22 protein-coding genes are annotated in these 24,846 nt (G+C 67.3%); 15 read left to right on the top strand and 7 right to left on the bottom strand.

All coding sequences use genetic code 11. From position 1 onward, the window contains the following. The first annotated feature begins 81 nt into the window (after positions 1 to 81). Both GO591_RS11510 and GO591_RS11505 read left to right on the top strand, forming a co-directional pair. A complete protein-coding gene (locus GO591_RS11510) occupies positions 82 to 948 on the top strand; it encodes a MurR/RpiR family transcriptional regulator (protein ID WP_232466160.1) in 867 nt (288 codons plus the stop codon). A gap of 58 nt (positions 949 to 1,006) precedes the next feature. After that, positions 1,007 to 2,173 carry an exo-beta-N-acetylmuramidase NamZ family protein gene (locus tag GO591_RS11505; RefSeq protein ID WP_157156946.1) on the top strand — a complete coding sequence of 389 codons (1,167 nt, stop codon included), beginning with the start codon at positions 1,007 to 1,009 and terminating at the stop codon, positions 2,171 to 2,173. Between the two features lie 135 nt (positions 2,174 to 2,308). Here GO591_RS11505 and GO591_RS11500 read toward each other — a convergent pair whose 3' ends face one another. Together GO591_RS11500 and GO591_RS11495 are read right to left on the bottom strand one after the other, a co-directional pair. After that, complete coding sequence (locus GO591_RS11500; protein ID WP_157156945.1) at positions 2,309 to 2,542, bottom strand: hypothetical protein; 234 nt, start codon at positions 2,540 to 2,542, stop codon at positions 2,309 to 2,311. Positions 2,543 to 2,806: 264 nt separating this feature from the next. Further along, positions 2,807 to 3,592: a glycoside hydrolase family 16 protein gene (locus tag GO591_RS11495; RefSeq protein ID WP_198295465.1), complete on the bottom strand. Its 786-nt coding sequence runs from the start codon at positions 3,590 to 3,592 to the stop codon at positions 2,807 to 2,809. 51 nt (positions 3,593 to 3,643) lie between these two features. Here GO591_RS11495 and GO591_RS11490 point away from each other — a divergent pair, with 51 nt between their 5' ends. The 6 genes from GO591_RS11490 to GO591_RS11465 all read left to right on the top strand — a co-directional run bounded on the left by GO591_RS11490 (position 3,644) and on the right by GO591_RS11465 (position 9,525). Continuing rightward, the gene (locus tag GO591_RS11490; RefSeq protein WP_157156943.1) at positions 3,644 to 4,567 is read left to right on the top strand and encodes a S1C family serine protease; all 924 of its coding nucleotides are present in this window, start codon (positions 3,644 to 3,646) and stop codon (positions 4,565 to 4,567) included. A 74-nt stretch (positions 4,568 to 4,641) separates the two neighbouring features. Next, positions 4,642 to 5,370: an NUDIX hydrolase gene (locus GO591_RS11485; RefSeq protein ID WP_157156942.1), complete on the top strand. Its 729-nt coding sequence runs from the start codon at positions 4,642 to 4,644 to the stop codon at positions 5,368 to 5,370. A gap of 78 nt (positions 5,371 to 5,448) precedes the next feature. Beyond that, on the top strand, positions 5,449 to 6,345 hold the full coding sequence (locus GO591_RS11480; RefSeq protein WP_157156941.1) for an ABC transporter substrate-binding protein: 897 nt from the start codon (positions 5,449 to 5,451) through the stop codon (positions 6,343 to 6,345). A gap of 2 nt (positions 6,346 to 6,347) precedes the next feature. Then, a complete protein-coding gene (locus tag GO591_RS11475) occupies positions 6,348 to 7,259 on the top strand; it encodes an amino acid ABC transporter permease (protein WP_157156940.1) in 912 nt (303 codons plus the stop codon). Further along, positions 7,256 to 8,023 (top strand): amino acid ABC transporter ATP-binding protein, encoded by a 768-nt coding sequence (locus GO591_RS11470; protein ID WP_304506148.1) that lies wholly within the window; start codon positions 7,256 to 7,258, stop codon positions 8,021 to 8,023. The genes GO591_RS11475 and GO591_RS11470 overlap by 4 nt, the downstream gene beginning before the upstream one ends. A 128-nt stretch (positions 8,024 to 8,151) precedes the next feature. Beyond that, positions 8,152 to 9,525, top strand: a complete 1,374-nt coding sequence (locus GO591_RS11465) for an HNH endonuclease (RefSeq protein ID WP_198295464.1) — start codon at positions 8,152 to 8,154, stop codon at positions 9,523 to 9,525. 129 nt (positions 9,526 to 9,654) lie between these two features. On the opposite strand, the gene GO591_RS11460 is transcribed toward GO591_RS11465, so the two are convergent. After that, positions 9,655 to 10,317: a Pr6Pr family membrane protein gene (locus tag GO591_RS11460; protein ID WP_157156938.1), complete on the bottom strand. Its 663-nt coding sequence runs from the start codon at positions 10,315 to 10,317 to the stop codon at positions 9,655 to 9,657. A 71-nt stretch (positions 10,318 to 10,388) separates the two neighbouring features. Beyond that, a complete protein-coding gene (locus GO591_RS11455; protein WP_157156937.1) occupies positions 10,389 to 12,077 on the bottom strand; it encodes an NAD(P)/FAD-dependent oxidoreductase in 1,689 nt (562 codons plus the stop codon). Between the two features lie 138 nt (positions 12,078 to 12,215). On the opposite strand from GO591_RS11455, the gene GO591_RS11450 reads away from it, so the two are divergent. Next, the gene (locus tag GO591_RS11450) at positions 12,216 to 14,807 is read left to right on the top strand and encodes an ATP-binding protein (RefSeq protein ID WP_157156936.1); all 2,592 of its coding nucleotides are present in this window, start codon (positions 12,216 to 12,218) and stop codon (positions 14,805 to 14,807) included. Then, positions 14,804 to 15,682, top strand: a complete 879-nt coding sequence (locus tag GO591_RS11445; RefSeq protein WP_232466159.1) for a hypothetical protein — start codon at positions 14,804 to 14,806, stop codon at positions 15,680 to 15,682. The genes GO591_RS11450 and GO591_RS11445 overlap by 4 nt, the downstream gene beginning before the upstream one ends. Here the strand turns inward: GO591_RS11445 and hrpA are convergent. Beyond that, positions 15,679 to 19,518 (bottom strand): ATP-dependent RNA helicase HrpA, encoded by a 3,840-nt coding sequence (gene hrpA / locus GO591_RS11440; RefSeq protein WP_157156935.1) that lies wholly within the window; start codon positions 19,516 to 19,518, stop codon positions 15,679 to 15,681. The genes GO591_RS11445 and hrpA overlap by 4 nt on opposite strands. 123 nt (positions 19,519 to 19,641) lie before the next feature. On the opposite strand from hrpA, the gene GO591_RS11435 reads away from it, so the two are divergent. The 5 genes from GO591_RS11435 to GO591_RS11415 are packed head-to-tail and all read left to right on the top strand — an operon-like array spanning position 19,642 to position 23,027. After that, positions 19,642 to 20,439 carry a CPBP family intramembrane glutamic endopeptidase gene (locus GO591_RS11435; RefSeq protein ID WP_157156934.1) on the top strand — a complete coding sequence of 266 codons (798 nt, stop codon included), beginning with the start codon at positions 19,642 to 19,644 and terminating at the stop codon, positions 20,437 to 20,439. An 11-nt stretch (positions 20,440 to 20,450) separates the two neighbouring features. After that, positions 20,451 to 21,086, top strand: a complete 636-nt coding sequence (locus GO591_RS11430) for a hypothetical protein (protein ID WP_157156933.1) — start codon at positions 20,451 to 20,453, stop codon at positions 21,084 to 21,086. Continuing rightward, on the top strand, positions 21,086 to 21,382 hold the full coding sequence (locus GO591_RS11425) for a transcriptional regulator (protein WP_157156932.1): 297 nt from the start codon (positions 21,086 to 21,088) through the stop codon (positions 21,380 to 21,382). Before GO591_RS11430 ends, GO591_RS11425 begins: the two co-directional genes overlap by 1 nt. Next, the gene (locus GO591_RS11420; protein ID WP_157156931.1) at positions 21,379 to 22,275 is read left to right on the top strand and encodes an ABC transporter ATP-binding protein; all 897 of its coding nucleotides are present in this window, start codon (positions 21,379 to 21,381) and stop codon (positions 22,273 to 22,275) included. The genes GO591_RS11425 and GO591_RS11420 overlap by 4 nt, the downstream gene beginning before the upstream one ends. Beyond that, positions 22,275 to 23,027: an ABC transporter permease gene (locus GO591_RS11415; protein WP_157156930.1), complete on the top strand. Its 753-nt coding sequence runs from the start codon at positions 22,275 to 22,277 to the stop codon at positions 23,025 to 23,027. Before GO591_RS11420 ends, GO591_RS11415 begins: the two co-directional genes overlap by 1 nt. Here GO591_RS11415 and GO591_RS11410 read toward each other — a convergent pair whose 3' ends face one another. Both GO591_RS11410 and GO591_RS11405 read right to left on the bottom strand, forming a co-directional pair. Next, positions 23,028 to 23,828, bottom strand: a complete 801-nt coding sequence (locus tag GO591_RS11410) for an ABC transporter permease (protein WP_157156929.1) — start codon at positions 23,826 to 23,828, stop codon at positions 23,028 to 23,030. Beyond that, on the bottom strand, positions 23,821 to 24,846 hold the full coding sequence (locus GO591_RS11405) for an ABC transporter ATP-binding protein (RefSeq protein ID WP_157156928.1): 1,026 nt from the start codon (positions 24,844 to 24,846) through the stop codon (positions 23,821 to 23,823). The genes GO591_RS11410 and GO591_RS11405 overlap by 8 nt, the downstream gene beginning before the upstream one ends.

Here is a 24,846-nt window from a genome sequence, read left to right as displayed (position 1 = left end):
TGGAAATTCTTTACAGGACCGAAACAGATCGTGCCAAGATGAAGTCCCGACCCAGCAACATCCCGAGAAAGCGAGGCGGTCGTGTCATCCAGCACCTTGACCACGCTTCATCAACGACTGCCGGAATTGACCCCCACCGAGCAACGGATCGGGGCGTACGTGCTCGCCGATCCGGCAGCGGTTGCCGGGGCATCCATCACCCAGGTGGCTGCCGGCTGCGATGTCTCCGTCGCGTCCCTCGCGCGGTTCGCCCGCACGCTCGGCTTCCAGGGCTACGCGGAGTTCCGGCTCGCGGTGGCTGTCGACGCCGACCGCGCGACGGCCGGGCGCGAGCGCTTTCAAGTTGGCGATGGCGAAGTGGGTCCGCTCGACGATGCCGAGACGACCGTGCGAAAGATCGCGTATGAGGAGTCGTCGGCGATTGACCAGACCGCACGCGACCTTGACCTCGTGGCGCTCGACACGCTCGCCGAGCGGATCTCGAACGCCCGCCGCATCGACATTTACGGGTTCGCCTCGAGTGCGCTCTCGGGCATGGACCTGCAGCAGAAGTTGCACCGTATCGGCCTGTTCTCGCAATGCTGGAGCGACCATCACCTCGCCCTGACGAGCGCCGCGCTGCTCACCGACGCGGATGTCGCAATCGGCATCTCGCACTCGGGTCGCACGATTGAGATCCTGCAGACGATGGAGGTCGCGGCGGGCACCGGCGCGATGACCGCCGCCATCACGAACGTGCCGACCTCGCCGCTCGCGACCCGCGTCGACCTCGTGCTGACGACCTCTGCGAGCGACACCCCGTTCCGCTCCGGCGCGATGTCGAGCCGGATCGCACAGCTCACCGTGATCGATTTCCTGCTCGTGCGAATCGCGCAGCGCAACTACGACCGCATGGCCACCAACCTCGAACTGACCTACAAGGCGGTGCAGGGGCACCGGGTGGACTAGCCCTGGCCCTACAGCCTCACCGTCAGTTCGTTCGTCCTCTCGGATAGGAGATCCGCACGTGCACCACGGAATCGACCGCCTCACCGCCGGTGAGCCCCGCGACCTCGTCGCCCGACTGAAGTCGGCCCGACTCGGCTACCTCACGAATGATCTGGCAATCACCGCCGATGCGCGGCGCGCGCGGGACGGGATCGTTGCGGCCGGGTTCGGGATCGATCGGTTCTTCGGCCCGGAACATGGCCTGAGCGGCCGAGCGAAAGAGGGTGCACTGGTCGGCAACGGAGCGGACCCCGCCACAGGCATCCCCGTGATCAGCCTCTACGGCGATCGGGTGCGCCCGACACCCGAAGACCTGGCCGGACTGGACGCCGTGCTCGTGGACCTGCCCGATGTCGGCAGCCGTTTCTACACCTACATGTGGACGGTGAGCCATCTGCTCGAGGCGTGTGCGGAGGCGGGAGTCGCGGTCGTGATCGCCGACCGGCCGAACCCGATCGGCGGTGCGCTCGCGGATGCCGAGGGGCCGATGTTCGACGAATCGTGTCACTCGCTCGTCGGGCGCTGGAGCATGCCGATCCGTCACTCGCTCACCATTGGCGAGGCCGCGCGGCACTGGGTTCGCACCCGGTCGATCGCGGTTGAGCTTGACGTTGTGACGGCGTCCGGTTGGGACCGGTCGGCCCGCTGGTCAGGGGATGCCCCGTGGATGCCGCCGTCACTCAACATGCCCTCGGCAGCGACCGCGCTGCTGTATCCGGGCACGTGTCTCGCCGAGGGCGTGAATCTCTCGGAGGGCCGGAGCACCGCGGTGCCGTTCCGCGTGATCGGGGCGCCGTGGCTCGACGGCGCGGCTCTCGCCTCGCACTTCAATGAACTCGACTTGCCGGGCGTGCATGCGCTCGAGTACGGCTTCACCCCGCACGTGCGCGACTGGGCAGGCGAGGACTGCGAGGGGATCATCCTCGAGGTGACGGACGCGAGCGTATTCCGCCCGGTGCACACGGGGGTGCGGTTGCTCGCCGCGGTCGAGGAAATCCACCCCGGGGTGCTCTCGGAGCGCACGCACATGCACATGCCGGGCGAGAGCGATGCGACGCCGATCGAGAAGCTCTTCGGGCGGCGTGGTGCGTTCGAGTCGATCACATCGGGGCAGTGGAACGACCCCGCGTCACTCGCGGTGCCCGAGTGGGCAGCGGCGGTCGCGGAGGACCTGCTTTACGCGTGACGCTGGGCTTCCGATGGTCGAGGAGCTTTCTGGCGCGCCAAGCCGACTGACAGTCACGCAGATTCGGGAGGCGCGACCCCCAGTTCACGAATGTCACTACCGAGTGACATACCGAATCCTGAGGTCGCCGAAGCGTCAGTCGTCAGCGCCACCGACGCCGTCGACACCGCTGAAACCGCCTCCGGTGCCGACGTCACCGGACTCGGCGGCGGTGAGGTCGAACGGCGACGTCACATGAGCGATCGCGCCATCCGGCTTGAGATTGGCAGCCTTCAGTGCCTGCTCCAGCGCGAGATCCAGGTCGGACCCGGGCTCGATTCCGTCGTGGTCGGGCGTGCGCTCGTCGTCATTGAACTGCGGCTGCTCCATACGGAGAACCTAGGGCAGGCTGTCCACGCCTCACAAGTGCCCTACCCTCGCGCGACGCGACCGGCGACTCGCCAAAAAGTGCCCATGTCGAACGAAACATGGGCGTCTTTTGGCGAGTCGACACGAATGCGCTGCCCGCTACTCACCGACCTCGCAGCGACTCGCCAGAAGATGCCCATGCCGAGCAGGAACATGGGCTATTTCTGGCGAGTCGATGCGGGCGTTGTCTACGCACATCCAACGGCAACCGGGTGGACTGACGCGCTACTCGACTACCGGGCGCCGAGGACGGTACCCGCGCACCCAGTCCACGAGGAACTCCTTCGGGTAGGCGTCATTCGCACCCGCCTCGAACTCGTAGATGTCCAGCATCAGCTGCATGGGATAGGCGGGGGATTGGGCGACGGATGCCACGGAATCACCGTCGACGAAGAAAGTCACCCCGGCCGGGGTCCACTCCGCGCTGTAGGTGTGGAACTCCCGCGCGTCGATCGGCACTGGCACCTTGAGGAATTCGTCCTCGATGGTGGGATCACCGAATGGGTGCACCCCCATGCCGACCACGGTTTCGTGCACGCCGACATCGGTGCCGAAGATCTCGAACACGCAGATCTCGGCCGAGCGCTGCGGTTCTTCCTCGAGGCCGATCATCCAGAGCGCCACCATCGACCGAGAATCCGCGATGGCGGCGACCCTCGCCTCGATCAGTCCGTACTGCGGGGTGTACAGCCGCTGCGCCGCCTGCTCCTCGGTCACGGTGAGCCCCGGCGCGAAGTGGTGCTGGCCGATGCTGCTGCCGACCGGACCCGAGAAGACTCCGGTCTGCAGGTTCGATACCCGCAAGGGCCCGTTGTGCTCAGGCGACCACGGCTGTTGGTCGGCGTCGATCCTGAGTCGCAGCATCCCGTCGCCGACCGAGTAGCGGGCAGCGCTGCGCTCACGACTGGCCCACTGCGGCAGGTAGTGCGGGATCCACTTGGTTCGGTCGAGGTCGATGCCGTCGAAGTCGTCAGCGAACTCGAGTTCGTAGCCGGATCGATCGAGGCGCACGATCCTGATCCTAGGGCGGCATAACCCGTGCATCCCATCGGTTACATCTGCATGGTCGATGCCGATCCGCTGGATGCATACTCGCAAACAGTCATGCGCGTGGCCCAGACGGTGCTGCCCAGCGTCGCAAGCGTGCGCGTGCGTACGCCGATGGGACAGGGCGGCGGCAGCGCCGGAGTGATCAGCGGCGACGGCTACCTGCTGACCAGCGCGCACGTGGTCGCCGGTGTCCAGGAGGTCCAGACCGCCTTCACCGACGGAACCGAGGGCAGCGCCGCCGTGGTCGGTCGCGACCCGCTCTCCGATCTGGCGGTGTTGCGCGCCCGCGGCCCGGTTCCACCGCCCGTGGTGCTCGGTGATGCCGGCACGCTGCGGGTCGGCCAGCTCGTCGTCGCGGTCGGCACGCCACTCGGCCTTGCCGGCAGCGTGACCGCGGGGATCGTCTCCGGCCTCGGCCGGTCACTGCCGACACCGTCGGGGCGCGTGATCGACGAGGTCATTCAAACGGATGCGGCGCTGAACCCGGGCAACAGCGGCGGGGTGCTCGCCGACAGCGCCGGCCGGATGATCGGCGTCAACACCGCCGTCGCCGGGATCGGCCTGGGACTTGCGGTGCCGATCAACGACACCACCCGCGAGATCATCTCATCGCTGACGACGCACGGCCGGGTGCGCCGCGCCTGGTTGGGTATTGCGAGCATGCAGGTGCCGTTGGCTCCGGATGTCGCAGCGAAGGTCGGTTCACCGACCGGCCTCGAGGTGGCTCAAGTGGTCGCCAACAGCCCCGCCGAGGAAGCCGGCCTGCACCGCGGCGATGTGATCGTGCAACTGGACGGACAACGGGTGGTCACCACGACCGCGGTGCAGAAGCTCATGGTGGAGAACGCCATCAGCCGGCGGATCGAGATCACCGTCTGGCGCAACGGCGCGCTGGTCGACGTCGTCGCGTGGCCCCGCGAGTTGCAGGCAACCTAGGCGACCACGACACCACTCTGTCGCGCGGGCGGCGTTAGTGTGGTCGGAACCTGTCCGATGGGGAGTGAGGCTCGATGGCCAGTGACGGCTTCACCACTCGACGGGCCGACGCGGATCCGGCCATGCGGCTGGCCGCGACGGTCGCGCTGCTGCGCGACTCGGATGCCGGCCTCGAGGTGCTGCTCGTGGAGCGGCCGAACGACCGCGGCGCCTTTGCGGGGGCCTGGGTGTTCCCCGGCGGCACGGTGGACGCCGAGGATCGACTCACCACCGATGAGCCGGTCGAGACCGTCGCCCGCCGGGCGGCGATCCGCGAGGTGCGCGAAGAGACCGGGCTCGTGGTCGGCGCGGATGATCTGGCGCTCACAGCACTCTGGACTCCGCACAGCTCGCTGCCACGGCGATTTCGGACCTGGTTCTACTGGACCCAGGCGCCCGACGCCGAGATCGTGCTGGCGACCGAGGAACTCACCGCCGCAGCGTGGGTTCGACCCGCCGACGGGCTCGCCAAACACGGCGCCGGCGTGCTGCACCTGCTGCCACCGACTTGGGTCACCTTGCACGCCTTGAGCCAGCACGGCTCGGTGGCCGGCGCGCTCGCCGCTGCTCGCCACACCGACCCGATAGAACACACCACCCGGATCACCAACAGTGCAAAGGGCAAGTTGCTGTTGTGGCATCCGGATGTCGCCTATCTCGACGATTCCCTGCTGGACGCCCCGGGCCCTCGGCACCGGCTGGACATCGGGCAGTTGCCCTGGCTCTATGAGCGCACCGGCGAGGCATCCGAATCCCATTCGTGACTGATGAGGATTGCCCCCTGTTGTAGGGTCATGAATGCGAGGACGACATGGCAGTCGCCCGCCTGGAGGAAGAGCACCATGCGCACCAAGTCTGGATTTCTTGCCATCGCCGCGGTCGCGGCATTGACCCTCGCCGGCTGTGCGAACAACGAAGCGAGCGAGCCGGGGGGCACCACCACCGAGGGGGCATCGGAGATCGCGGTCGATGAAGAGGCAGCCGCGCTTCTGCCCGACGACATCGCCGACGCCGGCACGCTCGTCATCGGCATCGACCCGAACTACGCGCCGAACGAGTACAAGGACGAGGCCGGCGAGCCCATCGGCTGGGCGGTCGAACTCACCAACGCGATGGCTGCGAAGCTCGGCGTGAGCACGGACTATCGGCCGTCTGGCTTCGACCGGATCATCCCGAGCATCACCGGTGGCAGCTACGACCTCGGCATGTCCTCATTCACCGACAACGAGGAACGCGAGAAGGTCGTCGACTTCGTCAACTACTACGAGGCGGGCATCCAGTGGGCACAGCCGGCCGGCGGAAGCGTCGACCCGGCGAACGGCTGCGGGCTGACCGTCGCCGTGCAGGCCACCACCTACGAGGAAACCGATGAGCTGCCGGCGAAGTCCGAGGAGTGCGTGGCGGCAGGCAAGGAGCCGATCAATATCCTCAAGTTCGAGACCCAGGACGAGGCCACCAACGCCCTCGCCCTCGGCCGCGCCGACGCGATGAGCGCCGACTCGCCGATCACCCAGTACGCGGTGGCGCAGGTGGGCGAAGACATCGAGCTGGCAGGGGAGGCGTTCGACGTGGCCCCGTACGGCATGGCCGTGGACAAGGGCAGCGAACTCGCCAAGGCCCTGCAGGCTGCCCTGCAGTCGCTCGTTGACGACGGCACCTACATGGAGATTCTCGAGGAGTGGGGCGTCGAAGACGGGGGCATCGACGAGATCACGATCAACGCGGCCACGGCAGGCTGATCATGCAACAGGAAACGCAGCCGGAGGCGATCAAGGCCATCCGGCTGCGTCACCCATGGCGGAACGTCTTCGCGGTCATCCTGATCATCGGCCTGCTGCTGTTCATCATCGATGCGGCGCAGCGTGAGGCATACGGCTGGGGCACGTTCGCCCAGTACCTGTTCGACCAGCGGATCGCGCAGGCGGCGGTCAACACGCTGCTGCTGACGATCTACTCGATGATCATTGCGATCGTGCTCGGCGTGATCCTTGCGGTGATGCGGCTCTCCCCGAACCCGGTGGTGAAATCGGTCTCCTGGCTGTACCTGTGGATCTTCCGCGGCACCCCGGTGTACGTGCAGTTGGTGTTCTGGGGGCTGCTCGCCACCATCTACGGCACGATCGACATCGGCATCCCGTTCACCGCGCCGTGGGTGTCGTTCGAGACGAGCGAGACGATCGACGTCTTCTGGCTCGCGGTGATCGGCCTGTCGCTCAACGAGGCCGCCTACATGGCTGAGATCGTGCGCGCCGGCATCCTCTCCGTCGACGAGGGCCAGAACGAGGCGGCGACCGCGCTCGGCATGTCCTGGCTGCAGACCATGCGCCGGGTGGTGATCCCGCAGGCGATGCGCATCATCATCCCGCCGACCGGGAACGAAGTCATTTCGATGCTGAAAACGACGTCGCTGGTCGCGGCGATCCCGTTCAGCTTCGACCTCTATGGGCGGCAGCGCGACATCTCCGCGGCGATCTTCGACCCGATACCGCTGCTGCTGGTGGCATCCGCCTGGTACCTGTTCTTCACTTCCATCCTGATGGTCGGCCAGTACTTCCTCGAGAAGCGTTTCTCGCGCGGCGTCGGCCAGGCCCGCCCGGACAAGAAGGCCGAAGTGATCGCACCGATCGGCGAGAACCCGGGAGGCAAGGGATGACCGAAACGCCGATGGTGCAGGCCGAAGCCGTTTCGAAGAGCTTCGGGGCCAACCACGTGCTCAAGGGCATCACGCTCACCGTGAACAAGGGTGAGGTGATGTGCATCATCGGCCCGTCCGGGTCGGGCAAGTCGACGTTCCTGCGCTGCATCAATCACCTGGAGCGGGTGGATGCCGGACGCCTGCGCGTCGACGGCGTGCTGGTGGGCTATGAGGAGCGCGGCGACAAGCTCTACGAGTTGAAGCCGAGAGTCGCCGCGCAGCAGCGCCGCGACATCGGCATGGTCTTCCAACGGTTCAACCTGTTCCCGCACATGACCGCGCTGGAGAACGTGATCGAGGCGCCCACCCAGGTCAAGGGGGTGTCGAAGTCGGTCGCGATCGCCCGCGGCCGGGAACTGCTCGACCGGGTTGGTTTGGCTGAGAAGGCTGACTCCTACCCGGCGCACCTCAGCGGTGGCCAGCAGCAGCGCGTCGCCATTGCGCGTGCGCTCGCCATGGATCCGAAGCTGATGCTCTTCGACGAGCCCACCTCGGCGCTCGACCCGGAGCTCGTGGGCGAGGTGCTCGACGTGATGAAGGGACTCGCACAGAGCGGCATGACGATGATCGTGGTCACCCATGAGATCGGCTTCGCCCGGGAGGTCGCGGACTCGCTGGTGTTCATGGACGGCGGGTACGTCGTCGAATCCGGCGAACCCCGCGAGGTGCTGGCGAACCCGAAGCAAGAGCGCACGCAGGCGTTCCTGTCGAAGGTGCTCTGAGCCCAAACCGGTGGTTGAGTAGCCACGGAGCGCAGCGACGCGGCGTATCGAAACCCCGCCCCTGGATCATCCACAGGTCGTGCATGCCTGGTCGCGGGAATGTCGGTGGTCTCATGTTGACTTCGAGCATGGGCAACGAAGCCAACGGATGGGGCGAAGCGCAAGCCCCTGTTCTGGCCGAGTCGCCTCTTGATTCGTTGTCCGCCGAGCAGATCGAAGACGCGTTCCAGGCGCGCGTCGCGGAGTTGCGCGCGTCGGGTTGGCTGGTGGAACACCTCCCGCGTGACCCGTTCACCCCGCAGGCGGTTGCCGGCTCGATCCCGGAGGGCATCCAACGCATTGTCCGGATGGAGCAGGAGCAGGCCGAGCTGGAGGCGAGGAAGAGCCGCGAGCTTGCCAACCTGGCTCGAATGAGTGTCGCCGAAGCCGGCAAGGGTGCCGACCGGGGACTGGTCTACCGATCGCTGGCCGCCGAACTGGGGATGGCTGCCCACCTGTCCGAGCGCACCTTCCAGGCCCGGATCAGCAATGCCGAGACCCTGGTCGAGAAGTTCCCGCAGACCTTGGCCGCACTGGAAACCGGGACGATCGGTGTCGGCCATGCCCGGGTGATCATCGAATGCGGCCAGCCGATCAGCGACCCGGAACTGCGGGCCACCTATGAGTCCGCGGTCATCGACCGCGCCGTGGATCTCACGCCCGGCCGGTTGCGGAAACAGGCCCGACTGGCCGCGACCCGGCTCGCGGAAGTCAGCTTCGAAGACCGGCACCAGCTCGCCGTCGAGGACCGGGCGGTGCGGCTGCAGGAACTCGAGGACGGCATGTCCGAGATCATCCACACCCTGCCGACCGTGTTCGCGGTGCCGATGCTGGACCGACTCACCGAACAAGCCAAAGCCATCAAAGCCGCCACCCCGGACGAGCCACGCACCCTGGACCAGATCCGCTCCGACCTGATGTGCGAGCTGGTACTCACCGGGCAACCATCCGGCTGCCCGGACGCCCCGCACGCCGCAGGAATCGGCATCCGCGCCGAGGTGTCCATCGTGATCCCGATGCTCACCCTGCTCGGACAGGGTCAGGAACCGGCCACCATCGCCGGCCGCGGCCCAATCGGCGTGGCCGAGGCACTCCGACTGGCCGCGCAGGCACCGTCACTGATCCGGTTGCTCACCGACCCGGTGAGCGGCCAGGTGCTCGCCGCGGACACCTACCGACCCTCGAAGAAACTGCGCCGATTCATCCGCGGGAGGGATCGTCGATGTCGATGTCCGTGGTGCACCCGCGCCGCGCCGCGGGGCGACATCGACCACACCCTCGCCTGGGAACACGGCGGCAAGACCACGGCCGATAATCTCGCCTTGCTCTGCACCGGGTGCCACACCCTGAAACACCTGCCCGGGTGGACGGTGCGACAGATCAGTCCGGGAGTGCTGGAGTGGACCAGTCCGCACGGGATCGTCGCCACCGATGTCCCGGACAGCCCGATCACGTTCAAATAAGCGGGCGAGATCTCGACAGGCTCGATCAGCGGGTGGAGGCGAGATCTCGGCAGGCTCGATCAGCGGCTGGACGCCAGATCTCGGCAGGCTCGATCCGCGGAAATCGCTCGATCAGCGGGAATCGCTCGATCAGCGGGATTGAGGCTGAGCGGCCAGCATCGGCGCACGGCTGGCCAGAATCACCAGGCTGCCCACGGTGAGCATGGCGACCAGGATGGCCACCACATACATCCCCAGGACCGCATACCCGGCAGCCGAGTCAAGGAACGGATAGGGAACCCAGCCGTCGGTCGCGCCACGAATAAGGACAACGATGATCCACACGAGCGGGTAGATCACTAGCAGCCAGAGCCGGCTGAATGGGATGGGGCGACGATCGGCGGTAATCAGCCAGTCGAGCACTGCGTACACCGGCGTGATCATGTGCAGCACGACGTTCGCCCAAGCGGGGGCAATCGAGCCGACGCCCAATGGTGCGAGCAGCGTCGCGTAGACGGAACCGACGATCACCAGATAGGTGGTGATCGACGCCCTGACCACCAGCATCAGGTCACCGACGCGCTCGCGACGCACGTCGATAACCGCCGCCGCGACCAGCGCCGCCGCAAAGAACAGGTTCGACTGGATCGTGAAATACCCGAAGAAGTTGAACGGGTTGACCGGACCACGGGCGGCGGTGTCAAAGAAGGTCCCGGCCACCGCAATCACGATCAGCACCGCCACGACCAGGCGGATGGTGAGCGTCAGGGTGGGCAGATTGGCTTTGACTTCCGCCGGTCGTACTACGGTCATGCAGAAATCCCCTTTTCCCCCGACGGATCAGAGTCGAGCGTAGTGCGTCAACCCGAACCGAGCCCGCCGGCTCACGGATGGGCGCCCAGGAAGACATGCACCGAGGACACCACCACCGAGCCCTCGCCGACGGCCGATGCCACCCGTTTCACCGAACCCCTGCGGACATCGCCGACGGCGAAGCATCCGGGCACCGCGGTTTCGAGCGCACCGGGCGGACGCTCGTGCGGCCACGCTCGCCGTCCGCCCTCGGTGAGCACGTCCGCCCCGGTGAGCACATACCCCCACTGGTCGCGCAGCACCTCGGCGGCGAGCCAGTCGGTGTGCGGCCGGGCGCCGATGGTGATGAACACAGCGTCACTGGGCACCGTGGTCTCGGCACCGGTCTCGAGGTCGTGCAGCACAATGCTCTCAAGACGTCCGTCACCACCTCCGCCGACGACCTTCATCCCCATGGCGATTCGAACGCCCGCGGCATCGAGCTGGTCGATCAGGTACTTGGACATGCTTGCGGCAAGATTCCCTCGCACGACGAGCGTCACCGATCGTGCGTAGCGGGCCAGGTGCAGCGCCGCCTGTCCTGCCGAATTGCCACCGCCGACGACATGGACGACGTGACCTTTCTGCGCGCGCGCCTCGACAGCGGATGCACCGTAGAACACCGCCGAACCGACGAACGCACTGAGCTCTCCCAAGGGCAGACGGCGATAGGTCACTCCCGACGCCAGGATCACCGAACGCGCCATCACCTGCTCTTCACCCGCAATCTGCAGACGAAAGCCGGCGTCGTCGACCGACATGCCAACCACCTCGCGACCGTGCGCGAACACCGCTCCGAATACCCAGGCCTGCTGGTACGCCCGCTGCGACAACTCCGCCCCCGACACTCCCCGGGCAAAGCCGAGATAGTTGCGGATCAGCGAACTTGAGCCGGCCTGCCCGCCGATGGCGTCGCGTTCCAGCACCAATGTTCGAAGACCTTCGGATGCCGCGTACACCGCAGCCGCCAGCCCGGCGGGTCCCGCTCCAACGACGGCCAGATCGACCGCGTCGCGCGGCAACTCGGTGTTCAAGCCGAACGCCCGCAGCAACTCCGGGTTGCTCGGATTGCGCAGGATCTCGCCATCCGGCAGACGCACGAGCGGCACACCGGCATACTCGACGCTCGCGCGCCGCAGTGCATCCTGAGCCGCCTCGGAGTCCGGCTCGGCGGTCGCGAACGGCACGCTGCCGCGCTCCAGCAGGCGGCGAATCTCGTGCGTGCGGACCTGCGCCACGTCTCCGATCACGGTGATGTCACGCGAGCGTTTACCCACCGCGACCTGCCACTCGCGCAGGAACTCGGTGACCACCCGGTGAAAGCTCTCGTCCGGGGAACGACCCGGTCGAAGCACGTAGTAGTCGATTTCACCGGATGCCATCAGCCCGAAGAGCACCTCGGCCGTCTCCGGCGCTGCCCACTCGCCCCAGCCGATAAGCAGGCCGCGTTTGCCGTCGGGGAACAGCCGTCTCGCCTCGGCGAAGGTGCTCGGCCCGGCGGCGACCGTGTCCGGGGTCTCGGCGAGAACAAGCGCAACCTGCTTGTTCGCCTCCACGGCCTGTTGCAGCATGGGCGCGGCGCTCGGAGGGTCTACGACGAGAATCTCGTAGTCGTCGCCGTATCGGCGTTCCAGTTCGGCTCGGACCGTATCGCTGGCGTGTTCGGGCGCACTCGCGACAAGGATGATCGGCCGGTCCGCGGGGTGGGGGACGGCATCCATAACGCTCCCTTGAGTTGAGGAGCCGGCCGGCAGTGACGGCCGAGCCGTCTCGCGGCGAGTGTACCCGCGGCATGCCGACGGTGTCATCCGGTCAAACCGAGGGGTGGACGGGGGCCGGATGTGCGTAAGACTTCGACTATGGACCGATCGCCGGGTGCCATCAGGACGCCCGATCAGCGGTTGCGGGTCTTCGTCAGCTCGACTCTCAAAGAACTCGCTACGGAACGGAAGGCCTCTCGGACGGCGATCGAGAGGCTCCATCTGGCGCCGGTCATGTTCGAACTCGGTGCCCGACCGCATCCTCCGCGCGCGTTGTATCGCGCCTACCTCGAGCAGAGCGACATCTTCGTGGGACTCTATGCCGAACGGTATGGCTGGGTGGCTCCCGACGAGCGCGTGTCCGGGCTCGAGGATGAGTACAACCTGTCGGGCAGGATGCCGAAGCTGATCTACATCCGGGAGACGAGCGAAAAGCGCGAGCCCAGGCTCGAGGAGTTGCTGGGGCGGATCCGCGACGACGACCAGGCATCGTTCAAGTACTTCGCCGATTCCCGCGAACTCGGCAGGCTGCTGGAAAGCGACCTGGCCACGCTGCTCGCCGAACGGTTCGATGAGGCCGGCAGCGTGGCTGCCGACGTGCCCGGCGCAGCGCCGCGCATTCGCCCGCGCCCACTGCCTGCGCCGCTCACCGAACTGATCGGCCGGGACACGGAGGCCGCCGAAGTGCACCAGTTGATCCGACGTGAGGCCGTGCGGCTGGTCACCCTGACCGGCCCCGGCGGCATCGGCAAGAGCCGACTCGCCATGGACGTGGCGGCGGGCGCCGCGGACGACTTCCCCGGCGGGGTCGCCTTCACCGATCTCAGCGGTGTGCATGATGCCGCGATCCTGCCCACCGTGATCGCGGAAACCCTCGGCGTACAGAACACCGGCGAGGGAAACGCCCTCGAAGACAAGCTGCTCATGGCCATGCAGGATCGGCGGATCCTGCTGGTGCTCGACAACTTCGAGCAGATCGTCGACGCTGCACCCACCCTGACCCGGCTGCTGGAGGGCGCCCCGGGCCTGACCCTGCTGGTCACCAGTCGGTCGTTGCTGCGCGTGAGCGCCGAGCATGTTTACCCGGTCGGCCCGCTCGCCCTGCCAGCCGAGTCCGTGGAAGCTGACCCGGACGACATCGCCCAAGTGGCATCCGTTGCGCTGTTCATCGAGCGCGCCCGAGCGGTGAAACCGGACTTCGAGGTGACCGGCGCGAACATCGCCGCGGTCGCCCAGATCTGTCGGACGCTGGATGGCGTGCCGCTCGCGTTGGAGCTGGCCGCAGCGCGCACGCGAGTGCTGACACCGGACGCGATTCTCGCCCGCCTCGACCAACAGCTTCAGCTGTTGGTCGGCGGTGGGCGGGACCGGCCGGAGCGGCAGCAGACCCTGCGCGGCACCATCGAGTGGAGCGCCCAGCTCCTCGGCGGCGACGAGCGGGCGCTGCTGGTCGAACTCGGAGTATTCGAAGGCGGGTTCTCGCTGGACGCGGTCGAGGCGGTCGCGCTGCCAGACGAGGGCGACGCACTCAGCCTGCTCGCCGGCCTCGTCGATTCGAGCCTCGTCCGCCAGGCCGAGAGCGGCGGACGCCCGTTCTTCACGATGCTGTCCACCGTGCGCGATTACGCACGCGAACAACTCGAGACCACGAACCGACTCGAGGCCGCCCGGGAGCGGCACGCGCAGTACTTCATCCGGTTCGGTCAGGAGGCGGAGCGACCGCTGGAAAGTTCGGAGCAGCGCACGTGGATCAGCCAGCTCGTCGACGACCGGAACAACCTGCGGGCGGCCGCGCGTTACCTGCTCGACCAACACGACTGGGAACGCGCCGCCGGTTTCGCGTGGAGTCTGTACATCTACTGGTGGATCGGCGGGCACCTCGGCGAGGTCAAGCGCTGGATGGGGGAAGTGCTCGACGCCGGGGAGCCGCTCGGCGAGCTCACCGAGGCGATCGCGCTGTACTTCACGCGCGCGATCACGATCTGGCAGGACCCTGATGGGCTCGTCATCCCCGGGCTGGAGCGCAGTGCCGAACTGTTCCGCCGGGCAGGCAGGCCGACGAACCAGGCCCTCGCCCTGATCTCCCTCGCGCTGGCGCGGCTGGCGTCCGCCACACCGGATCCCACCGCCGCAGAGCGCGACCTCGACGTGAGCCTGACGCTCTTCCGCGATGCCGGCGATCGCTGGGGACAGTCGATGGCGCTGGTCACTCGCGGCCGGGTCGCCCTGCTCAGGCAGAGTGTCCAGGAGGCGAAAGCCTGCTTCGAGGAGAGCCTCGCGTTCGCCTCCGCTCAACAGGACCGGCTGAGCGAGGCGATCGCCCTGCATCACCTGGCATGGGCAAGACTGCTGACCGGCGGCGAGGGGGCAGACGAGGCGTTCGAACACAGCCTGCGGCTGTCCGAAGAGCTTGGCCATGCCGAGGGCATCGCCTACGGGTTGGAAGGGATGGTCGCGCTCGCCGCCTCCGCAGGCGACCCGCTCCGAGCCGGCACCCTGTTCGGGGCTGCGCAGCGACTGCGGGAACGCAGCGGCCTGTACGACGTACCCACCTTCTCGTTCCATGAGCGCTTCGTTGAGCAGTTCCGATCGGGGGAGGCTGCATCGGCATTCGATTCCGCTCTCAGGCAGGGGCGCCGCATCTCCACCGATGAAGCTGTTGCCGAGGCGCTGATGACGGGCGTGGCATGAGCCGCCCGGTCGCGGTCGCGGCCCGGGATCGGGTGAAACCGCTGACGCTGGGCCTGTCCATCGGCGTGATCCCGTTCCTGCTGGCGGCGAGCGTCATTCTCTACCTGCTGCCCACCCAGACCGACCGCCTGTTCGCCTGGACGATCACGCCGTCGCTCACCGCGATGATGCTGGCGTCCGCGTACGCCGGCGGGATCTGGTTCTTCGCCCAGGTGATCCGCCTGCGTCGCTGGCACCGCGTGGCATACGGCTTCCCGGCGGTGGCGCTGTTCGCCGGCCTGCTGGGCGCCGCAACGCTGCTGCACTGGGACCGCTTCCATCCGGGACATGTGTCGTTCATCACCTGGACGGCGCTGTACCTGACGACGCCGCTGCTCGCAATCGCCGCGATCCTGATCAACTGGAGGGAAGACCCGGGCACCGCTGAGCCGCGGGATTACGTCATCGGTCGAGGACTGCGGGTGCTGCTCGGGGTGTTCGGTATTGCTGCGCTTGGCATGGGTTTGCTGTTGTTCTTCTTTCCACAGCTCGCGATCGAGGTTTGGGCGTGGCCGGTGACCCCGTTGACCAGCAGAGTGGTGGGTGCAGTGCTGACCCTGCCGGGCATGGTTGACGTGTGGTTCCTGCGTGATGGCCGCTGGAGTTCATTTCGGTGGGTGTTCCAGGCGCAGCTGATCTCGCTGGCGTTCATCATCGGCGCGCTGGTGATCGCCCGCAACGATCTGGACTGGACCCGGCTCTCTGCGACGCTGTTCGTGGCGGGCATCGCGGCGTCGTTCGCCGGCTATCTGGCGTTGTACTGGTACTGCGAATCGCGGATGCGAGCATCTGGTAATCCGCCCACACATGGATCAGGGACGGCCAGGAGTCTCTAGCCGAGCAGCTTGCGGATGCGCTGGCTCGATACCGGCTCGGCTGTGCCCAACTGTTGTGCGAACAAGCTCACGCGCAACTCTTCGAGCAGCCAGCGGGCGTGCACCAGGCGGTCCGGGCTGTCCGGGGCGAGCGGCAGCTTTCCACCGGCTGCGAGGTATCGGGCGGTTTCGTTCGCCACCTCGTTCATCCAGACCCGGTCGCGCGCGACATCCGTTGGCAGCTTCTGCATCCGAGAAGTGATCGCCTGCAGGTAGCGCGGCAGGTGCCGCAGTCGGGCGAGCCCAGTGCGGGAGATGAAACCCGGGTACACCAGGTTGCCAATCTGCTCGCGGGCGTCGGCGACTGCCGGCAGCACCGTCATGCTGGTGGCCGCCTTCAGCGACCGTTCGGCGTCGCGGGCCGCGGACAGGGTGCTCGTCGCCACGCCCACCGCCGCGTACAGCGCGTCGACGAGACCGGCCGACACGGCGTCACGCACGGACTGGAACTCGTCCCGCCGCCAGAGCAGGCCATCCGCGTGGGATCGGCGCAGCCCATCGTCGATGCAGGCGAGCAGGGCATCGTCGAAGAGGGCCTGCACGTTCTGGTACGGGCTCGCGGCCAGGGTGAGCTTCTCGGCCTGGCTGAGGTGGTCCTTGACGTAGCCGAGCGGCGACGGGATCGACAGCATCAGCAGGCGACGGATGCCGCGGGGGTGAGCCTTTGCCTGGTCCTCCGCCGTGGTCATCAGCCGGATCGCGACGCTCTGACCTTCGTCGACCAGCGCCGGGTAGGCGCGGATCACGTTGCCGGACTGGCGGATGTCGAGTACCCGGGGCAACTCGTCGAGGTCCCAGCTGGTCAGGCCGCTGCGCTCGATGGCGTGCGGGGTGTTCGCGCTCGCCTTCACCACCGAATCACGGGCGCGGGACTTCAGCTTGTGCTGCAGCGCGATCAAGTCCTTGCTGCGCGCTTGCACCCGGCCGCGGTCGTCGACCACCGCGAAGGTCACCCGCAGATGCGGTGGCAGCCGGTCTGGTTCGAAGTCGTCAGGGGAGGTCGGCGTGTGCGTCTTACGCAGGATCTGGGTGGCGAGGAACTCGGTCAACGGCTGCTCACTGAGGTCCGCAGCATCCGGAACCGCCTCGAGCAGCGTGCGCGCCCAATCCGCGGCGGGCACCACGTTGCGTCGGATCGCCTTCGGCAGCGTCTTGATCAGCGCGGTAACCAGGTCTTCGCGAAGCCCAGGCACGAGCCAGTCGAATCCGGCGGGAGAGAGCCGCGCGAGCAGCGGCAGCGGAATGTTCACGGTCACGCCGTCATCGTCGGCGCCGGGTTCGAACCGGTACGACAGGGACAGGGTCTGCTCACCGTGCTGCCAGGTCGTCGGGAACGCGTCCTCATCGACCGCCGTCTCCCCGGCTAGGTTCTGCTCGGTCATGGTGAGCAGTTCGGGGTCATCGCGGCGGGCCTGCCGCCACCACTTCTCGAAGGTACGCACCGAATATACGTCCGCGGGTATGCGCTTGTCGTAGAACTCGACGATGGCTTCGTCATCGAACAGGATGTCGCGGCGGCGGCTGCGTTCCTCGAGCTGTTCGAGCTCCTTGCGCAGCGCCCGGTTGGCACGGTCGAACGCGAACAGGCGGCGGTCGACGTGGCTGAGGTCCCAGTCGCCCTCGACCAGCCCGTGGCGGATGAACAGGTCACGGGCGAGTTCCGGGTCGATCCGGGCGTACTGCACGCGTCGGCGTTGCACGATCGGAACGCCATAGAGGGTCGCCCGCTCGAAGGCGACGACCGCGCCCTGCTTCTTCTCCCAGTGCGGCTCGGAGTAGGTGCGCTTGACCAGGTCGCCGGCGAGTGCCTCGGCCCAGGCCGGATCGATCGCCGCCACGGTGCGCGCGAACAGCCGACTGGTTTCGACCAGCTCGGCAGCCATGACCGCCGCGGGTTGCTTCTTCGCCAGGCCAGAGCCGGGGAAGATCAGGAAGCGGTGGTTACGCGCCCCGACGAAGTCCTTCTTCTGCGCGTCGCGCAGGCCGATGTGACTGAGCAGCCCGGACAGCAGCGAGCGGTGGATGCCGTCGGGGTTCACGCTCGGCTCGCCGATGTGCAGGCCGAGCTGATTGGCGGCACGAGTCAGTTGCCGGTAGACGTCCTCCCACTCACGGAAGCGCAGGAAGTTGATGTACTCCGCCTTGCACAGACGGCGCAGCGCACTGCCGGAGAGCTCCTTCTCCTTGTCCTTGAGGTAGTTCCAAAGATTCAGCAGGCTGAGGAAGTCGCTCGACGGATCGGTGAACCGGGCATGCAGTTGGTCGGCTTGCGGGCGCTTCTCGAGCGGCCGTTCGCGGGGGTCCTGGATTGACAGCGCCGCGGCGATCGCGATCACTTCGCGGGTGTTGCCCTGCGTCTTCGACTCAATGATCATGCGCGCGAACCGCGGGTCGATCGCCAGCCGGGTCATCTGCCGGCCCACCCGGGTGATCTCAAGTTCGCCGGAGCCGTTGGTCGAGCCCCCTCCGCTGGTTGAGACCTCCACCGCGCCGAGTTCGCGCAGCAGATCGACGCCGTCCTTGACCCCGCGCGAGTCCGGCGGCTGCAGGAACGGGAAACGCTGCAAATCGCCAAGCCCGAGCGCCAGCATCTGCAGGATGACTGCGGCCAGGTTGGTGCGAATGATCTCCGGGTCGGTGAACTCCGGCCTGCGGTCGAAGTCCTGCTCTGAGTACAGCCGGATCGCGATGCCGTCGCTGGTGCGGCCGGCGCGACCGGAGCGCTGGTTCGCCGACGCCTGCGAGATCGCCTCGATCGGCAGCCGCTGCACCTTCGAGCGGGCGCTGTACCGGCTGATCCGGGCGGTGCCCGCGTCGATCACGTACTTGATTCCGGGCACGGTGAGGCTGGTCTCGGCGACGTTGGTCGCGAGGATGACGCGGCGACGGATGCCGGGACGGCGTTTGGTTTCGAAGACCCGGTGCTGGTCGGCCGCGCTCAGCCGGCCATACAGGGGGAGGACTTCGGTGTCGCCGCTCCCGCTGGTCGAGCCGCTCCCGCTGGTCGAGCCTGTGGAGACCCGCCCGCGGATCGCCTCTTCCGCATCCCGGATCTCGTTCTCACCGGACAGGAACACCAGCACGTCGCCCGGCGCCTCGCGGGCGAGCTCGTCCAGTGCCGCGGTGATGCCTTCGATGTAGTCCCGGTCCTCCGAGATCTCGCCGTCGAGCTCGTCCTCCTCGGTGACTTCGGCGACCAGCGGCCGGTAGCGAATCTCCACCGGGTAGGTGCGGCCGGAGACCTCGATGATCGGGGCGGGCGTGCCCGCGGCATCCGCGAAATGCTTGGCGAAGCTCTCCGGGTCGATCGTGGCCGAGGTGATGATCAATTTGAGCTCGGGGCGCTTGGGCAGCAGCGTCTTCAGATAGCCGAGCAGGAAGTCGATCGTCAGGCTGCGTTCGTGCGCCTCGTCGATGATGATCGTGTCGTATTTGCGCAGCATCCGGTCGTGATGCAGTTCATTCAGCAGGATGCCGTCGGTCATCAGCTTGATGCGGGTGGCCGCGCTCGCCTTGTCGGTGAAGCGCACCTGGTAGCCGACGAGGTCGCCGAGTTCGGTGCCGAGTTCCTCGGCGACGCGTTCGGCGATGGTGCGCGCGGCGATCCGGCGCGGCTGGGTGTGCCCGATCGATTTCCGGCCGAGTTCGAGGCAGATCTTCGGCAGTTGGGTGGTCTTGCCCGACCCGGTCGCCCCGGCAACGATGACGACCTGGTTGTCGCGGATCGCGGCGGCGATGTCGCCGCGCTTCTGACTGACCGGCAGTTCGGCGGGGTAGTGGATGACGGGGGTCGACATGAGCCCTCCATCCTATTCGGCTGCGCCTGATCCCGGTGGTTGAGCAGCGCCGCGAGGAACGAGCGACCGCGTTTCGAAACCAAGGTGTTGTGACCGCAAAGTGGTTTGTGTTACAAAGTAGCCATGACACGACGACGAACGACGCACGGCGTTGCGCACTGGATGCCCGGAAGCGTTCTGTGGCCCGCGATGCTGCCGTTCATCCGGATCGCGCTGGTCGCCCTTGCCGCGCTGGCCACCACCGGACTCATCGCCGCGACCGGACAGCAGGTCGGGCCCGCTTCAGCCGCCGTGTTCGGCGCCGCGTACCTACTGCCGGTCAACATCATCAGCCTCATCGCGGTGCGCCGGCTCGTGCACCGCGACGGCGGAACCCTGCGGTCGATGATCGACTACCGGCGCGACCGCCTGGGCCGCGACATCCTCTGGGGTCTGCTTTGGATCGCGGTGCTCTACGTGCCGTTCGCGCTGGCGATCATCGGCACGATGGCTGTGCTGTTCGGCGCCGACGCCTTCTCGCAGTTCGGGGCCGTGTTCGCGCCCGATCTGAGCACGACGCCGGTGATGAGCGCCGGTGTTTCGATCGCATTCGCGGCGATCGTACTGCTGACGTTCGCGCCGTTGAACGCGCCGGCCGAGGAGTTGGTGTTCCGCGGCTACAGCCAGGGCGGCCTCCAGCAGACCCGCCCGATTCTCGGCATCCTGCTGCCCTCGGTCGCCTTCGGGCTGCAGCACGTGTTCTTCGCGCTGACGGTCCCCGGGATGCTGGTCTACGCTGTCGCGTTCTTCGTCTGGGGCTTCGGCTCCTCGCTCATCTACCGGCGACAGGGGCGGCTGCTGCCGCTGATCATCGCCCACGCCATCGTGAACCTGTGCTTCAGCGCGCCGGCTCTGATCCTTCCGTTCGTCCTTCCCGCCTGACTGGAGCAACCATGAACAACGAAGCAGACGACGACAAACCACTCGAACCGGCCGCCATGCTGGCCCTGCTCGAGCAGCAGAAACGGGCCGTCGACCTGGCATACCTGCGCCCAGTCGGCTGGTTGTACACGGTCTGGGGTGTGGCCTGGGTGGTGGGTTTCCTGCTGCTGTGGCTGGCCGCGACAACTGAGTGGATGCCGGAGTCAGTGGCGCGCATCACCTTCGGCGCGCTCATCATTGCGTCGATCGCGGTGTCGGCCGTGGTGGGCATCCGCATCGGTCGTGGCATCCGCGGGGCATCCGATTTCCAGGGCGCCGTGTACGGGATGTCGTGGACCTTGCTCGGCATCGCCTTCGCCGCGCTCGGAGCCGGCCTGCTGCAGAACGGGATGTCCAGCGACCTGGCCGCGCTGTACTTCCCGTCGGCATACGCGCTGATGGCAGGCGCCCTCTATCTCTCCGGTGCGGCTCTGTGGAACGAGCGCAGCCAGCTGGTGCTCGGCATCGTCCTGCTCGCCGTCGGTGCAATCGCCCCATTCTTCGGCGGTCCCGCCAACAACTTGGTGATGGCGATCGGCGCTGGCGGAGCATTCCTGCTCGCGGCGGCCTATTACCGCGGCCGAATCGCCCGGGAACGGCGGCGCTGATGGAAGAACTCGACCCGGTGATTCATGCCGCAGCCCGGCTGCGCATCACCGCTACACTCGCGTCCATCCCGCCTGGTGACAAGATGTCGTTTCCACGGATGCAGGAGTTGCTCGAGATGACCGCGGGCAACCTCTCCACCCACCTGCGCAAGCTCGAGGACGCGAGCTACGTGGAGATCACCAAGACCCATCAAGGCCGGACACCCGTTACCTACCTCGCCCTGACAACGCGCGGACGTCGCGCGTTTGAGGACTACACCGAAGCGTTACGAACCGTATTGGGAGCACAGAAATGACCGCACTTGCCCGCCTCGAGCACGTGACCCGCCGTTTCGGCGACGTCACCGCGCTCGACGACGTCTCGCTCGAGATCGAGCCCGGCCGGATCGTCGGCCTGCTCGGACCGAACGGCGCCGGGAAGACGACGCTGCTGTCGCTGCTGCAGGGACGCCGACGTCCCACCGCCGGAAGCGTCGAGCTGTTCGGCGGCAGCCCGTCCGATTATCGGGTGCGCGCCGGCCTCGGCTCGACCCCGCAGGAGACCGCACTGCCGCCCACACTGCGGGTTCGTGAGGTCATCGATTTCATCGGCCAGCACTTCGAGAACGCGGTGCCGACCGGTGAGCTCGCCGCCGAGTTCGGGCTCACCGACCTGCTGAAGCGTCAGACCGGCTCGTTGTCCGGTGGCCAGAAGCGTCGGCTGAGCGTCGCCCTCGCGTTCGTCGGGCGACCGAAGCTCGTGCTGCTCGACGAGCCGACCACCGGCCTCGATGTGGACGCCCGCCGCGCCCTGTGGGATGCCGTCCGGGCTCAGCATGAGAACGGCGCGACCGTCGTGATCACCAGCCACTACCTCGAGGAGATCGAGGCACTCGCCGAACGCGTGCTCGTCATCGGCCGCGGCAGGGTGCTCGCCGACGACAGTCTGGACGCCGTGCTCGGCCAGGTGGGCACGCGCATGGTGCGGCTGGCGACGGATGTCCCGGACGCCCTCGGCACCCTGACCGGAGTCGTCTCGGTGCAAGCCGAGGACGACGGCACTCACACCCTCTTCAGTCGTGACGCCGACGCGACCGTCACCGCGCTCGTCAGCGCCGGCATCCCATTCAGCGGCCTGGCCGTGCGCGGGGCCACCCTCGAAGAGGCCTTCCTCACGCTCACCGCTGAGCCCGAACTGGAGTTGATCTGATGACCACCTTGCGCCTTGCCACCGTGCACGCGCGGTACTCCCTGCTCGAGACCGTGCGCGTGCCGATTGCCGTCATCGGAGCGCTGGTGTTCCCCTCGCTCGCCCTGCTGTTCTTCGTGGTGCCGCAGCAGGTCGTGGCCGCCAACCCGCTATTCGCCACCCAGGCGGTGATCTCGATGTCGGTCTTCGCGGTGATGTCGAACTCGCTGTTCAACTTCGGCATCTCGATTTCGGAAGACCGCGAGAAGCCGTGGGACCCATACCTGCGCACCCTGCCGGCGCCCGGGCTGGCGCGAGTACTCGGCTATGTGTTCTCGATCGGCATGCTCGGCGTTGCCGCCATTCTGCCGGTGATCGTCATCGGTGGCCTGTTCACCGCGGCCGAGGCATCCGTCGGTCGGATCCTGCTAGGACTGGTCGCGCTGGCCGTCTCCGCGCTGCCGTTCATGCTGATCGGGATCGCGATTGGTTACGCACTGCCCTCCAAGGCCGCGATCGCGGTGGTGCAGATCGTCATGTTCGGCTTCGCCTTCGCCGGTGGGCTGTTCCTGCCGCCACTGATGTTCGCGCCATGGCTGGACACGCTCTCGACGTTCTTCCCGTCGCGCCAGGCCAGGGAGTTCGTGATCTGGGCTGTGCAGGGCGGCGAGCTGGAACCGTGGATATGGCTCGGCCTGATCGCGTGGACCGCGGCGCTGCTGGTGCTGGTCCTGGTGCTCTTCCGTCGGGATGAGGGGCGCCGCTACCGCTAGCTAGTGGCGCCGAACGAGCGCCCGCAGGGTGATCGCGATTCCCGCGACGCACCACACGGTCAGCACCAGAAGGTCACGTCCGCTGGCATCGAAGCTGTCGGCCGCCAGCCCCGCGCGCAGCAAGTCTGCGCCGGGGCGCAGCGGAAGGAAATCGTGCACCGTCTGGAACCAGTCGGGAAGCTGACTCGCCCCGAACGTGATCGGAGAGAACAGGAGCACGAAGAACACCAACACCTGGGTGATCAGCTGCGCCAGCATCGGCTGCACACTGACCGCGATCGCATAGCCGACCGAGGTCGCCATCACCGTGATCAGCAGGGCGGAGGCGACGAGCACCGGCCAGTCGAAGGTGAAGGCGAGGTCGTACCGAAGCCATCCGGCCAGCACCGCGACCGCCACGCTGGGGAGGGCGATGATCAGCCACACTGTCAGGTCCGCCGCGAAGAGCATCGGGCGGGCCAGCGGCAGCGAGCGCATGTAATTGAACGTGCCGTCGGTTCGCGCGCGGGAGACGCCCTGCGGCACGATCACCAGCCCGATGGTGAGCAGCAGGACGGTGGGTGCACCGGTGGAGAGGAACATCGCCGTCGCCGGGTTGATGTCCGGGATGAGGAACCCGAATCCGACGATGATTCCGGCGGCGAGCAGCGCCTGGATGATGATCACCAATGGCAGCAGGCTGCCGATCTGGGCCAGTTGCCAGCGCAGCAGGGTGCGATAGCTGGACCACAAGCCGACCCCGGGTGGTCGCAGCTCGATTCGTTCGTGGCTGACAGGCTCAGCAACGGTGGGATCAGACATGGGAGGCCTCCTCGGGGGCGGGTTCTGCGGCGACGGAAACGGTGGCGGCAGCGTCGACGGCGGTGCCGTCGCTGTCGCGCGACGTGAGGGATAGGTAGGCGTCCTCGAGGGTCGTTGGTCCCAACGAGAAACCGTCGACGCGCCCCTGCTCTCGCAGCGCGGTCGCCCAGGTGACAGCCTGCGCGGCCTGGTTCGCGGGCACGGTCAGCAGCACCCGTCGACCGGTGCGCACCCGGCGCAACGCGGTGATGGGTAACTCACTCGGGTCTGCGGTTGGGTCTATGGCATCCGGCGGCAATTGCACTTCGAGTCGCAGGTCGCTGTCGTCTGTGCCCCGCAGGCGAGCAGGGGAGCCCGACGCGACCACCTTGCCGTGGTTCAGGATCACGAGGTCGTCGACGATCCTTTCGGCCTCGGCGACGTTGTGGGTCACGAGCAGCACGCCGGCGCCTTCGTCGCCCCGACGGCGAACCGCCGCCCAGAGCAGGCGCCGGCGGGAGGCGTCGATGTCATTCGTCGGTTCGTCCAGCACGAGCAGGGGAGTCGGCGCGACGACCGTCATTGCGAAGGCGGTGAGGCGCCGGATGCCTCCGGACAGGCCGCCGCCTTCGGGCAGTGCCCGCTGGTCGAGCCACTGGGCGATGTCCAGTTCTTCGGCCAGCCGGGTCGCGGCGGTGCGCGCATCCTGAGCGGACAGTCCTCGGATCCGCCCGGCGATCTCGATCGCGGTGCGCGGGGTCAGGCCGTCGATGGGGGCCTGGGACTGCGGCTGCATCGCGACCTGCCGCCGGGCTGCCGCCGGGTTGGCGACCGCATCGATGCCGTTGACTCGAATGGATCCCGAATCCGGTCGGAGCAACCCCACGATCTGCGAGACGAGTGTGGTCTTGCCGGCCCCATTGTGTCCGAGCAGCCCGACCACATCACCCGGGCGAACGCGCAGGGAGATGTCGTTGTTTGCGACGGTCGTGCCGAAACGGCGGCTGAGGCCCGCGATGTGCAGGACGTCGTGATCCAT

Source organism: Diaminobutyricimonas sp. LJ205, from assembly GCF_009755725.1.
GTDB lineage: Bacteria > Actinomycetota > Actinomycetes > Actinomycetales > Microbacteriaceae > Ruicaihuangia.
Note: the sequence above shows the minus strand (reverse complement) of the source record. Positions and strands in the feature narration are given on the sequence as shown.